This is a genomic window from Halomonas sp. M1 (genome assembly GCF_029581375.1).
In the GTDB taxonomy this organism is placed as follows: Bacteria; Pseudomonadota; Gammaproteobacteria; order Pseudomonadales; family Halomonadaceae; genus Vreelandella.
In genome coordinates, this window is record NZ_CP121119.1 from 1,393,184 (window position 1) to 1,405,962 (window position 12,779).

11 protein-coding genes are annotated in these 12,779 nt (G+C 55.2%); 4 read left to right on the forward strand and 7 right to left on the reverse strand.

Features of this window, described 5'->3' with window-relative positions; translation table 11 throughout:
* Window position 1 precedes the first annotated feature (1 nt).
* The 5 genes from P8S54_RS06310 to P8S54_RS06330 form a co-directional block, all read right to left on the reverse strand.
* A complete protein-coding gene (locus P8S54_RS06310; protein ID WP_281443689.1) occupies window positions 2–1,633 on the reverse strand; it encodes an acyl-CoA synthetase in 1,632 nt (543 codons plus the stop codon).
* 49 nt (window positions 1,634–1,682) lie between these two features.
* Window positions 1,683–3,056 (reverse strand): solute carrier family 23 protein, encoded by a 1,374-nt coding sequence (locus P8S54_RS06315; protein WP_281443690.1) that lies wholly within the window; start codon window positions 3,054–3,056, stop codon window positions 1,683–1,685.
* 182 nt (window positions 3,057–3,238) lie between these two features.
* The gene (locus P8S54_RS06320; protein WP_281443691.1) at window positions 3,239–5,029 is read right to left on the reverse strand and encodes an acyl-CoA dehydrogenase; all 1,791 of its coding nucleotides are present in this window, start codon (window positions 5,027–5,029) and stop codon (window positions 3,239–3,241) included.
* Between the two features lie 125 nt (window positions 5,030–5,154).
* Window positions 5,155–6,528 carry an MFS transporter gene (locus P8S54_RS06325; RefSeq protein WP_281443692.1) on the reverse strand — a complete coding sequence of 458 codons (1,374 nt, stop codon included), beginning with the start codon at window positions 6,526–6,528 and terminating at the stop codon, window positions 5,155–5,157.
* A gap of 136 nt (window positions 6,529–6,664) precedes the next feature.
* Window positions 6,665–7,303: a class I SAM-dependent methyltransferase gene (locus tag P8S54_RS06330; protein ID WP_281443693.1), complete on the reverse strand. Its 639-nt coding sequence runs from the start codon at window positions 7,301–7,303 to the stop codon at window positions 6,665–6,667.
* A 39-nt stretch (window positions 7,304–7,342) separates the two neighbouring features.
* On the opposite strand from P8S54_RS06330, the gene P8S54_RS06335 reads away from it, so the two are divergent.
* The 4 genes from P8S54_RS06335 (at window position 7,343) to P8S54_RS06350 (ending at window position 9,565) form a co-directional block, all read left to right on the forward strand.
* A complete protein-coding gene (locus P8S54_RS06335; RefSeq protein WP_281443694.1) occupies window positions 7,343–7,747 on the forward strand; it encodes a VOC family protein in 405 nt (134 codons plus the stop codon).
* 99 nt (window positions 7,748–7,846) lie between these two features.
* A complete protein-coding gene (locus P8S54_RS06340) occupies window positions 7,847–8,263 on the forward strand; it encodes a DUF4870 domain-containing protein (protein WP_281443695.1) in 417 nt (138 codons plus the stop codon).
* Between the two features lie 3 nt (window positions 8,264–8,266).
* Complete coding sequence (locus tag P8S54_RS06345) at window positions 8,267–9,202, forward strand: lysophospholipid acyltransferase family protein (protein ID WP_281443696.1); 936 nt, start codon at window positions 8,267–8,269, stop codon at window positions 9,200–9,202.
* A gap of 12 nt (window positions 9,203–9,214) precedes the next feature.
* Window positions 9,215–9,565 carry a hypothetical protein gene (locus P8S54_RS06350; RefSeq protein ID WP_281443697.1) on the forward strand — a complete coding sequence of 117 codons (351 nt, stop codon included), beginning with the start codon at window positions 9,215–9,217 and terminating at the stop codon, window positions 9,563–9,565.
* Between the two features lie 35 nt (window positions 9,566–9,600).
* On the opposite strand, the gene P8S54_RS06355 is transcribed toward P8S54_RS06350, so the two are convergent.
* Together P8S54_RS06355 and P8S54_RS06360 are read right to left on the reverse strand one after the other, a co-directional pair.
* Entirely contained in the window at window positions 9,601–11,010 is a 1,410-nt protein-coding gene (locus tag P8S54_RS06355; protein ID WP_281443698.1) for a mannose-1-phosphate guanylyltransferase/mannose-6-phosphate isomerase, read from the reverse strand.
* The gene (locus P8S54_RS06360; protein WP_281443699.1) at window positions 11,007–12,605 is read right to left on the reverse strand and encodes an alkaline phosphatase; all 1,599 of its coding nucleotides are present in this window, start codon (window positions 12,603–12,605) and stop codon (window positions 11,007–11,009) included. Before P8S54_RS06360 ends, P8S54_RS06355 begins: the two co-directional genes overlap by 4 nt.
* Window positions 12,606–12,779: the final 174 nt, after the last annotated feature.

Here is a 12,779-nt window from a genome sequence, read left to right on the forward strand (position 1 = left end):
ATTAATGCTGCTTGGCTTCTTCACGCAGGACAAATTTCTGAATCTTGCCGGTAGAGGTCTTGGGCAGCTCGCTGAAGATGACGGTCTTCGGCACTTTGTAGCCCGCCAGATGCTCACGGCAGTGGGCGATGATATCGGCCTCGGTCACTTCTCCATACCCGATTTTCAGTTTGACGAAGGCGCAGGGCGTCTCGCCCCATTTTTCGTCGGGCTTGGCGACCACAGCGGCTTCTTCCACAGCGGGATGGCTGTAGATGGCATCCTCCACTTCGATGGTAGAGATATTTTCACCGCCGGAGATAATGATGTCTTTAGAGCGGTCCTTGATCTCGATGTAACCGTCGGCATGCCAAACCGCTAAATCCCCCGTGTGGTACCAGCCTCCTTCCAACGCATTGGCAGTGGCATCCGGGTTTTTCAGATAGCCCTTCATGACGTTATTACCGCGCATTAAAATTTCGCCAACGGTTTGGCCATCTTTAGGCACCGGCTCCAAACTTACCGGGTCTGCCACGCACAGCGCTTCTAACATGTGGTAGCGCACGCCTTGCCGAGCCTTCAGTTTTGAGCGGGACTCAAGCGGCAGCTCGTTCCACTCCTCGCGCCAGGCACATACCGTGACAGGGCCGTACACTTCGGTGAGGCCATACACATGGGTCACTTCAATGCCGAGCTTCTCAACCCCAGCAATCACAGAGGCAGGTGGCGCAGCACCCGCCGTGGTGACCTTCACCGGGTGGTCAAATTCGCGCTTCTGGTCAGCGGCAAGGTTCACCAAACCATTGAGGACAATCGGGGCGCCGCTAAAGTGGGTCACCTTCTCATCCACAATAAGATCGTTAATTCGCTTCGGGTCTACTTTGCGTAAACACACGCTAACCCCGGCATTGGCAGCAATGGTCCAGGGGAAGCACCAGCCGTTGCAGTGGAACATGGGCAGTGTCCAGAGGTAGACCGGGTGGTGGGGCATAGCCCACTCTAAAATATTGCTGACGGCGTTTAAGTAAGCGCCACGGTGGTGGTAAACCACCCCTTTAGGCTTGCCAGTAGTACCGGAGGTGTAGTTAAGCGAAATCGCCTGCCACTCATCGTTAGGCAACCGGTAGGCATACTCTGGGTCACCTTCAGCGAGCAGCGCTTCATACTCTATCTCGCCGATGCCTTGGGTTTCGCCTAGAAACTCCACATCCGCCACATCGATAATCAGCGGTTTTTCATCTAGCAGGGCGACGGCTTCGTTTATAACGCTAGCAAACTCAGGGTCAACCAGAATGGCTTTTGCTTCGCCGTGGGTCAGCATGTAGCTGATGGCTTCAGCATCTAGGCGAATATTCAGGGTATTAAGCACACAGCCCGCAAGCGGCACGCCGAAGTGTGCTTCAAACATCGCCGGAATGTTCGGCAACATGGCTGCTACCGTTTGGCCGGGCTGAATGCCACGTTTTTCAAGAGCGGAAGCCAGCTGGCGGCAGCGGGTCCAGGTTTCTGACCAGGTGCGCCGCGTATTGCCGTGGACCACCGCCGGGAAATCGGGATAAACAGAGGCTGAACGCTCAATAAACGTCAGCGGGGAAAGTGCCACATGGTTGGCAGCCGTGGGTGATAAGCCTTGCTCGAAAATGGAAACGTTCATAAATCACCTTCTGTATGAATAGTTAAATACGTACTACGTTTTTTATAATTTAGCGTTGATCTTGCTCGTCCGTTTCTTTATCAGGCCCAGGCTCACGCCCAAACAGGTTTTTCTTTTGCACGAGCATGTATAGCACTACGCCTGCGGCTAACCCCCAGCCTGCACCGTAAACCGCCAGCACAACCGCCATGGTGCCCGCTACGCCGCGCTCTGCGGTAGTTTTGGTCTGTTCAATTCCCACCATCAAGCAAATATAGCCTGTGAGCAGCAGGGTCAGCGAAAGGGCGATAGGCAGTACCGGCTGAAACATACTGACCAGCGGCAGCGTAAATAGCGCAATAAAGCCCGTAATCCAGAAGGTGCCACCGCCGCTATAAATAGACTCCATGGCATTGCGACCATTTTTATAACGCTCGGCCATGGTAGCGGTTACTGCGGTCCAGATAGGGCCCGCTAACCCAGGGTAAGGCGCGAAGAAGGCGTGCATGCCATTACGAATGGCCGTGACATGGTGAATACGGTCGGTGCTGTAATCGATTTTTTCATCGGTACGAATATGGTCGACGCGGGACATCAGTGTGCGCCCCACCACAATGTCACCAAACGCGATGACGTAAGCGATGACCGCAGTAGGTACGGCTAACATAAACACATCAATGCTGGGGAAGCCCACGACAAAAGGCAGATAGCCCCACATTTCGGTGAAGTTCGGCTGGGTAATTCCCCATTCGATCGTCGGGCGCGGATACTCACCAATCGCCCAGGCAATTAAGATGGCGGCAATCATCCCGGGCACCATGCCGTAGTTAGCGATTTTCCGCATGATCGCGTGGTCTTCAACCCAGCGCTTAAAGGCCACAGAAAACAGCATAAAGATCGCGATTAACATACCGGCAATGAGCGAAACGGGGGTTTCAGCCAAACGTCCGCCCTGCTGTATTTCTCCAGTAATGGCAGCAATACCAGCACCAATAATAATCCCGGCTTGAAGGGAGTTAGGCACCAAGTGCACCAGCTTACGCCCTAACCCGGTTACCCCTAGGATGAAGAAGATCAAGAAGACGAGAAATTGCAGTGCGAATAGCGCCTGGATCGCCTCGGGACCAGGTTCAAAATCCCCCAAATAGACCAGCACTACCGGCACCGCCGGGGTAATCCACCCAGGCACCATAGGCACACCCAGCAGGGCTGGCAGCATAAAGCCAACGCCACAGACCACCACAAAAGCTAACGCAACGTCGTAGGGTAAACCCAGGTACTGCTCTAACAGCGGAATCATGGCCAGGCTGACTACAAACATAATCAGCCCTTGAATCATCTCCGCCATTTCCCAGCGGTAATGAATAAACGGAAGGCGGACTTTAAAGGGCCCTGCCGGCCAATAGGGCTGCTCTTCCCCGTGCTGGCGATGCTTTAACTGCATGAAATGCTCCTTAGGTGTTAGTCATTGTTAACGTGTGTTCCCCACTGAATGCCTGCCCTTTCGGCACTCCTACCCTATCGGCACATTTTTAAACGGCCGTTTCATTGTGTATTAACGTAAGCCGCCGACCTTTTAGGGTCGGCGGATAGAGGGTGGAGAGGAGCAGTGTCTGCTCAGTAAGGCTATGCAGCTGGGTCGAAGTCGCTCAGGCACTGCATGCCAGACTCGATGATGGCGCGCTGGGCGAGGCCTACCGGCAGCCACTGGGTAATGGCGAAGTGTGCGCTGCACAGCTTGGCGGTGTAGAACGGCTCGTCACTGCCATCGCCAATCGCTTTTGTCGCTGTCAGCGCTGCTTGGCCCATTTGCCAAGCACACAGCACGTGGCCAGCAAGGTTCAGGAAGGGAGTGGCATAGGCTTGTACGGCATCAGGGCCATTCTCTGGGTCGCTACCCTGCTCAAGCACACTCACCATAGCGGCATGCAGGTCATCAGCACCGCTAGCAAGCGCGTTACCCAGCGCCGCAAGTGAAGGATCACCACGCAGTGCTTCAGCGGTTTGATTTACTTCGTTGATCAGCGCTGAAAGAGCGGCACCGCTGTCGCGTTGCAGCTTACGTCCGGCTAAATCCAGCGCCTGAATACCGTTAGTGCCTTCGTAAATAGGCGCAATTCGCGCATCGCGCAGAAGCTGAGCAGCGCCGGTTTCTTCCACATAGCCCATGCCGCCATGCACCTGTACACCCATCGAGGCGATATCCACAGCTTGGTCGGTCGAAAAACTTTTTACGATAGGGATTAGTACGTCGGCACACGCCTGAGCGGATTGGCGCTCGGCTTCGCTTTCGCTATGGCGGGCAAGGTCAAGCTGACCGGCACAGTAAAGTGCCAACGCGCGCAGGGCATCGGTGCGAGCGCGCATAGAGAGCAGCATACGACGCACATCTAAGTGGTCGCTAATTGCACACTCATTGCCGCCGCGAGACTTGGGCGAGCGGCCTTGAGTACGCTCCTGGGCATAGGCGAAGGCGTGCTGGCAAGCACGCTCCGCCACGCCAATACCTTGAATACCTACTTTGTGACGCGCTTCGTTCATCATGGTGAACATGTGATTGAGCCCGCGTCCCTCTTCGCCCACCAAATAGCCGATAGCACCGCCCTTTTCGCCGAAACTGAGGGTGCAGGTAGGCGAGCCGTGAATACCCAGCTTGTGCTCGATAGACGCGCAGGTAACGTCGTTTTGCTCACCCAGAGAGCCATCGTCATTCACTAGGAATTTAGGCACCAAAAAGAGCGAGATGCCTTTATTACCTTCCGGTGCATCAGGCTTACGCGCGAGTACTAGGTGGATAATATTTTCAGCGGCGTCGTGCTCACCCCAGGTGATATAAATTTTTTGGCCGCTGATACGGTAGTGGTCGCCTTCTGGAACGGCTTTAGTGCGGACTTTAGAGAGATCCGACCCCGCCTGGGACTCGGTCAAGTTCATGGTACCCGTCCAGGTACCTTCTACTAACTTGGGAAGGTAGGTCGTTTTTAGCGCTTCGCTGCCGTGATGGGCTAACGCTTCGATTGCGCCCGCCGTAAGCATCGGGCAAAGTCCCAGCGCCATATTGGCCCCGTGAAGCATTTCCTGGACGGCGCTTGCCACCACTTCAGGCAGGTTTTGGCCGCCTAACGCTTCAGAAACGCCAATACCGTTCCAACCGCCCTCAACATAGGCTTGATAGGCCGAAGCGAAGCCTTCTGGCGTAGAAACAGTGCCATCTACGTGACGTTTAGCACCCTGCTGGTCGCCAATGCTATTGAGCGGCCCCCATACGTCGCCTGCCAGTTTTGCCGCCTCTTCCAGCACTGCTTCCACAAGATCGGGGGAAGCTTCTTCAAAGCCCGGCAGCGCAAGCGAACGGTGCGTGAGCATCTCTTCAAGTACAAAGCGTAGATCGCGTACCGGCGCGGCATAATAATTCATGGCAAAACCTCAGGCAAAGACGGTGATAATCAGCTATTAGCAAAAACACTACACGAGATAGTAGTTTCACTACTTTTATCACGCCATTAGCCCAAGGTCTCACCTTGGCAAATAATATCCGCTATTTATTTACGCACCCCTGCCTGCTCAACGTCATCGTAGTAAGTAATATGGGACTCATCTTCAGCGGGTGGCCCAACCACCGGCTCCGCAACGTTGATTTCAGGCACTACGTCAGAAAGGTCTTCTAAATGCTCGTGCTCAAGCGCACCCAGCATTAACTCCTCAGTCACCACCAGCTCAGCCCCTGCATTGGACATAGGCGTCGTGGCGGTAAAAGGCGCCACGGGCACTGGCGCGGGGCGAACGCTGCGCCGCCAACTGAAAAACAGTAGGAAAAACAAGCTAAGCGAGCCAAATGCCCAAAACAGCCCGGCATCGCCCATGGCGGTCATTACAGGAGAAATCATCAGCGGACTGATCGTCGCGCCAATGGAGTTGATCAACAAAAGGCCCTGGCTCATACGCACCAACGCACCCGCCGGTGCACGGTCAGCCGCGTGGCTAACCGCCACCGGGTAAAGCGCAAACACACCACCGCCCAGCAAAAACAGCAGTACCGCCAACAGTGGGGTCGAAAGTGGTAGCCACAGCATGGCCGCTGAAATCACTACGCAAAAAGCGCTGATAGCCATCAGCACCATTTGGCGGTCGTGCCGGTCCGACCAGCGGCCAATCGGGTACTGCAACAGCATGGCACCTAAAATCACCACAGCCATCATTTGGCCTACCTGGTTAAGACTCATGCCATTGCGCTGTAGGTAAAGCGGCAGCAGCGTATAGGCCGCTGCGACAACCATCCCCGAGCCTAAGCTCCCCATCACGCCGGTGGGTGTCATCGTAATCAGCCGGAGCGGTGGTAACGGCTCTGCGTGCTCTATAATCGGCGATACGCGCGGTATCATCGCCATGGGCAGTACCGATAAAGAAGCCAATAGGCCAATCACCATAAACGGCGCTGTGTCACCCATAGCGCTCGTCACCCCCAGCAACAGCTGGCCCAGCACACCCGCGGCGTAGAGCGAAATCATATACAGCGCCAGCAGGCGGCCACGCACTTTTTGCTCGCCCGAGGTAAGCAACCAGCTTTCAATCACTAAGTACACGCCCACCGTGGCCCACCCGCCTATCAAGCGCAGCACGAACCAGGCCCAGGGATCAAAAAACAGTCCTTGTAGCAGTACGGTAACCGCCACAAGAGAGGCAAAGCTGCCATAAGCGCGGATATGACCAATGCGAAGCAGGAGGCGGTCATTAAACATCGCACCCAGGGCGAGGCCGATGAAATAGGCTGAGGAGACAACCCCAATGACCGTGGCGGATTCACCCGCAGCATCCAATCGCACGGTAATTAAGGTGGCAAGAAAACCGTTACCAATCCCAAGAATAAACAGCCCTAATAAGGGCGCTAGCGCCATGGCCAGCAGTTGCCGCGACATGAGTACCTCACCTTGCCAGATGGTTAATGTGTAGCCGTTTAAACGCCTATCACATCTGGCAGGCAAGAAAACAGGCGCGCAATTATTGCTTTCGTTGCACCAAAGTCAACGCTTTTTCATACCCCAGGCATGTAAATTAGTGTTTTGTAAATATTGCGGTGTCTTTGCCAGGAAATTCCACTGCCAACCCCTGCTTGTTGGCCCACCAGCGAAAGGTCACTTCACTAAAAAAGCTCACGTGGGTAGGGTCATTAATGTAGTGCCAGCGGCTAAACGCTTCCTGGCTAGTCACACGCTTGGTCATCAGTCCAAGGTAGCCGCCCGGCGTAAGGTTTGCGACTAGCTGAGAAAGCACCTCGCCGGGCGCCGCGAGATGTTCGACGACTTCAGTGGCGGTAATAAAGTCATAGCTGCGATTTAGCACGTCCTGATTAGGGGCGTAGTAAATATCGTAAACCGCCATGGTATGCCCAGCCTCTTCAAACATCACTGAAAGTGTCGGGCCAGGGCCTGAGCCAAAATCCAGTCCCGACGCACCGTCGGTAAGCTTGCCAAGCATTGGATCAAATAAACGCCCTAAGAAGCGCCGATATCCCGTATCATGCGGCGAATTCTGATGCTGGTCATACTCGGCTTTTTCTTCCGCTGCGGTTAAATGCTGCTCTTGAGGGACAAACACCAACGCACACGTGGCACACTGGTAGTATTCACGTCGGCGGTCTTGGTGATAAAGCGCGGGTTCAAGCGCATTGCATAGCGGGCAACGTCGCATCATCGTATTCTCTTGTCTTACGTTTGTATTAAGGAAGGTGGCATGCTCACAGGTTTAGATCATCTTGTGGTGACAGTGACCGATATGGGTCGCGCAGTCGATTTTTACTCACGCGTACTGGGCCTTGATGTCCGCTACCGGGATGCCCAGCGGGTAGATTTAATGCTCGGTGATACTGCCCTGCGGCTTCACCAAACGGACACGGATATTGCTCCTGTGTCAGCAACACCGACGCCTGGCAGCCTCGATTTATGCTTACGCTGCCAGCTGCCGCTGGATGAGTTTAAACATCACCTGGATGTGTTAGCGATCGATGTGGAGCTGGGCCCAGTGGCACGACAGGGCGCCAACGGCCCTATTGAGTCCATCTATCTGCGCGACCCGGATGGCAACTTGCTGGAAATTTGTCGCCCTTCATCTCGCGAACAGCAGACTAGCGCCTATTAATGCGATGCTCTACTTACCACGCTATCATAGCGCGCTTAAACGTCGCTCTAGAACGTTTGTTCATAGCAGATTATGTTGAATAGTAGATAAGGATCGGTCATGCGCGATAACGCCAATGATGCGCCAATTGAGGGCGAAGTAATTAGTAACGAAACACACTCAGAGCAGCCAGGAAAAGAGTCGTCATCGCCGCCCGATACCACCATGGCTATGGTGATCTACGCCCTCTATTTAGCCAGTTTTGTGGTGGGGTTCACCTCGATTATCGGTGTGATCATTGCCTATGTGTATCGGGGCAAAGGCCCAGCATGGCTGGATGAACACTACCGCTATCAGGTGCGTACTTTCTGGATCGGCCTACTGTACGCCAGCGTGGCCACTCTCTTGACCCTTGTACTGGTGGGCTTCCCGCTGCTGCTAGCGCTGGCGGTGTGGTTTATTGTGCGCTGTGTAAAAGGCTTTAAGGGCCTTCAGGAAAAACGCGCGCCGTCTAATGTGGACAGCTGGCTGCTTTAAGGTATGACCCAAAAAGCCCCCACCACACGCAAGCGTTTCTCCCAGGCAAGCGCTATTGCTTGGCTGTGGAAATCACTCTCTCACTGGTCGCTGGCGAAGCTGTGGCGCTTCGCCGCTCTGCTCGGCCCTCAGGTATACCGCTTCAGTAAGCGAGAGCGGCGGGTAACCGATATTAATCTGGAAGTGGTCTACCCAGACATCACGCCAAGCGAGCGCAAAGCACTCGCCAAACAGAGTTTAAAACACTCTGCCGCCACCATGCTGGAACTAGGCCATGCCTGGATGGCAGCGCCGGAAAAGGTAGAAGCGAGCATTCTCGCAGTGCATGGCCGTGAAAAACTGGACAGTGCCCGGGCGGAAGGGCGTGGTGTCATTGTGCTAGCCCCCCATTTTGGCAACTGGGAAGTGCTGAACTTCTGGCTATCCAATCACTTCCCCTTCACCGCCATGTACGAACCGCCCAAAATTGCTGATTTAGAGTCCATTACCCGCCATGGCCGTGAACGCATGGGCGCAAGCTTAGTACCTACTAACCCCCGGGGAGTCGCTGCGCTTCTCAAAGCACTTAAACGCAGCGAAGCCATTGGCATTCTTCCCGACCAAGAGCCTGCCTGGGGCAGCGGTGTTTTTGCGCCTTTTTTTGGACGCAAGGCCTACACCGCTACCCTGCTACCCAAACTAGTGGCCCGCACCCAGGCTCGCGTAGTGACTGGGGTGGCGTTACGGATACCGGGGAAGGGGTTTGAAATACACTTTCTGGATGCCGATGAACGTGTGTATAGCGACGACGACATCGCCTCTGCCACCGGCGTCAACGCCAGTGTAGAAGCATCGATTGCCCTGGAGCCGGCCCAGTACCAGTGGGAATACAAGCGCTACCGCAAGGTGGTCGAAGAGCAACAAGGGCTCCCCAACGCGAACGACTACCGGCTCTATTGAACGAGGTAAGCTATGACCCAGCGTGATATCTCTAAAGAGGATACGCGGCCACCGCAAATTATTTATGCGCTCTATTTAGCGGGTTTGGTAACCGCCAATATCACGCTGCTGATTGGCGTGATTATCGCCTATGTATACCGCCGAGAAGCCCCTCTATGGCTTCAGCCCCACTACCGCTACCTTATTCGCACCTTCTGGATCGGCAGCCTCTATTTTATTGTCACGTTCACCTTGAGCCTGACCGTAGTGGGCGCCTTGCTGTGGCCGTTACTGGTCATTTGGCTGGGCGTTCGCTGCGTACTTGGCTGGCTGAGCGTGCGCAAGGGCGAACCACCCGCACGCCCTGGCAGCTGGCTTTGGTAATACGTGAGAGAGAAAGCGCCACACGTTAGGTCACTCTATTCATCGCTGTGCCGGGCATACACGTCGTCCAAGCGCTCGATGTCATCTTCGCCTAAGTAGCTGCCCGACTGCACTTCGATAAGCTCTAAGGGGATCTTGCCCAGGTTTTCCAATCGATGCGGCACACCAATAGGAATGTACGTGGACTGGTTCTCACTGACTAAGAAGGTTCGTTCATTAACAGTGACTTGCGCAGTGCCGCTGACTACGACCCAATGCTCGGCTCGGTGATGATGACGCTGTAACGACAACCGCCCGCCAGGCTTTACCGTTATATGCTTTACCTGATAACGCTCACCACTATCCATCGCTTGAAAGCTTCCCCACGGGCGATGCACCTGTGCCGCTGTATGCACTTCACTGCGCCCAGCCTCGGTGAGCGTTGCCACCAAGTGCTTCACCTGTTGGGCATACTCACGATGCGCAACCAGCACACTGTCTGGGGTTTCAACCACCACTAAATCTTCTACGCCTAGGGTTGCCACTAAACGGTGTTCGGCAATCACCAGAGAGCGATGAGTATCGCGCAGCACACAGTCGCCCTGCACAACGTTGCCCGCCGCATCCGAAGGCTGGGCCGCCCACAGCGCATCAAAGCTGCCAATATCGCTCCACTGCGCGTCCAGCGATACCACTGCCGCCTGCTGGCTCTGTTCCATAACCGCGTAGTCAATCGAGTCCGCTGGGCAGCGGCGAAATGCCTCCTCCCCCAAGCGTAAAAAATCCAGATCCCGATGAGACTCAGCAACCGCCGCTTCACAGGCGCTTAACATGTCGGGCTGGAAGGCCTTAAGCTCGGCAAGGTAGCTTCCCGCTCGCAGTAAAAACATGCCGCTATTCCACAACGTGTTGCCTTGCGCTAACAGCGCCTTCGCGCGCTCGGCATTGGGCTTCTCAATAAACGACGCTACCCGGTGTCCCCCACCTAACGGACTGCCGCAAGCAATATAGCCATAGCCCGTTTCCGGGTAAGTAGGCACAACGCCAAACGTTACCAGATGCCCCGCCTCGGCAAGCGGCACTGCGGCGTTAACGCTGGAATGAAAAGCTGTCAGATCACCGATGACATGGTCAGCAGGGAGCACCAACAGTAATGGGTCGCTTCCCCCTTGGCGGGCGATTAGCGCAGCACACGCAATAGCAGGCGCGGTATTGCGTCCTTCAGGCTCTAGCACCAGCGAGCCAGCATAGCCGCTTTCCCGAAGTTGCTCGGCCATTAAAAATCGGTGGGCATGGTGGCCCATTAAAATAGGCGGTGCCGTTACCAAGCCCTCTAAACGCGCCAACGTTTGTTGCAGTAAACTCTGCGAGGAGGTTAAGCGCAGGAACTGTTTAGGCATCTGCTCCCGTGAGAGCGGCCACAGCCGCGTACCGCTTCCACCGCTGAGAATTACCGGCTGGATCATGGTGTCATCCTTGTCTGCGAGGCCGAGGGGCCAAAGTCTTCCTGCAGCCAGTGGCGCAAGTCGTTCATTTTGGCCACGCGCTCACTGTTATCAAGTGCTGGAAGGGTGCCTTCAATAAAGCCTCGCTCACGAAACGGCGCTAACAGCGCCGGGTCGCCGCTAATAATATGCACCGGTACCGCAGCACTGGCATTGTCTCCCGTAATCAACGGTGCAGCTTGGTGGTCGCCCAGAGCTATCAGCAGCGTATTTTCATCCACCACCCGCTCGGCCCAGCGCCCAGTCACTTTTACAGAGTAGTCTACCGACCATGCATAATGGTCACGAATGCGCTCTATGTCCCGCCAAATCACGTCGGGCGGATCACCTGCATGCTCCCAGGGGGCAAAAATCTGCCCATCCCCTATCATCGACCAGTTTTCCAACACCGGAAGAATAGGCGTCCAGGGTGCATGGCTTGAGATCAGCGCTATCTGGGCAAACACAGGGCTATCGCCCAATAGATGGCGCTGGGTGTAGTCCAGAACAAATTGGTCCGGCATGGTCACCCAATGCAGCGGAGGCCCCGCATAGGGAATATCCTTTGCCGCAGCAATCTCGTCAAAACCGTAGGCCACCCCTTCAGGCCATGCCAGCGTAATGGCGGGCATCACGGTTAGCGTGCGCTGCCCGGTCGCACGAAAATCATCAACCAACGTGGAGTGGCCGCTCTCTAGCATCAACCGATACCATAGCTGGTTATCAATCCAGCGGCCGCTGAGCGTAGTGGCGTGAGCGAGCCACGACTGCCCTCCACGGATAGGCGCATCTAGCAGCCCTGAAACAACATGAAGGTTTTGGTCTGCCAGCCGCTCCTCCATCTCCGCGAGCGTCTGCAAAATCTGTTCGCTGTAGCGGGGATTATCAATCGCCGAGACACCGTAAGACTCGATGAATGTTAAAAGGACATTTCGCCCCTCAAGACCGGGTAACGGCTGAGCCTCAATGGGTGAACTCTCTAGCTGCTCGGTAAATGCCTGCCGTGCCTGGTGGGTGGCGACGACCTGCTCCCACTGAAAGCGCGTGGTATTAACAGCGGGTAGAGCGGAATTCGGCACTAGCCGGTGGCCATTTGCTTCGAGTACAGCGAAGAACAGCGCCGCTCCCAGCAGCAGCGCAACCACCGTACCCTGCGGCTGCTTTAGCGTTAAGTAGCGCTTGGGTAGCAGTAACCAGACAAGACCCCATAGGGTACCCAGCACCAGCATACCCCCCAGTAGCATCAGGAAAACCGCCATTAGTTGGCCTACATTACCTACAAGCAGGTGATAAACAGAGCGTACCAGGGGTAAATCTAAGTAGAGGTTCAACGAGCGGCCAAAAGCGGTGTGAGTGGCGGCATCGCCAAGGTTAGCGGCGATTACCAACGCCAGCCAAGCGACAACCGCAACCACGAGCCAGCGACGAACAAGGCCTGGCGGAACGAGCTGTATGCCTGCCGCGACTACCCATGCTTCCCAGGCAATCAGTGGCGAGCCAATGTCACCAAAACGCCACCATAGTGGTACTACCAGCAGGCAGTTAAGCGTAAGAGCCGTGAATAAAAAACGAAGCATTGGCACCTCTGCCGCCTGTGAATAATCATTTCCCCGCCGACACATCATGGCGTGGCATCGAAGTTAATGTAGCGTTGAATGTTGCTAATACCGCTACGCAGCTTATTACTATTTTAACTGTCACCCTGGTAGGTGGCGCTAGAAAACCGCAAAATACATATACTCATTTATCTA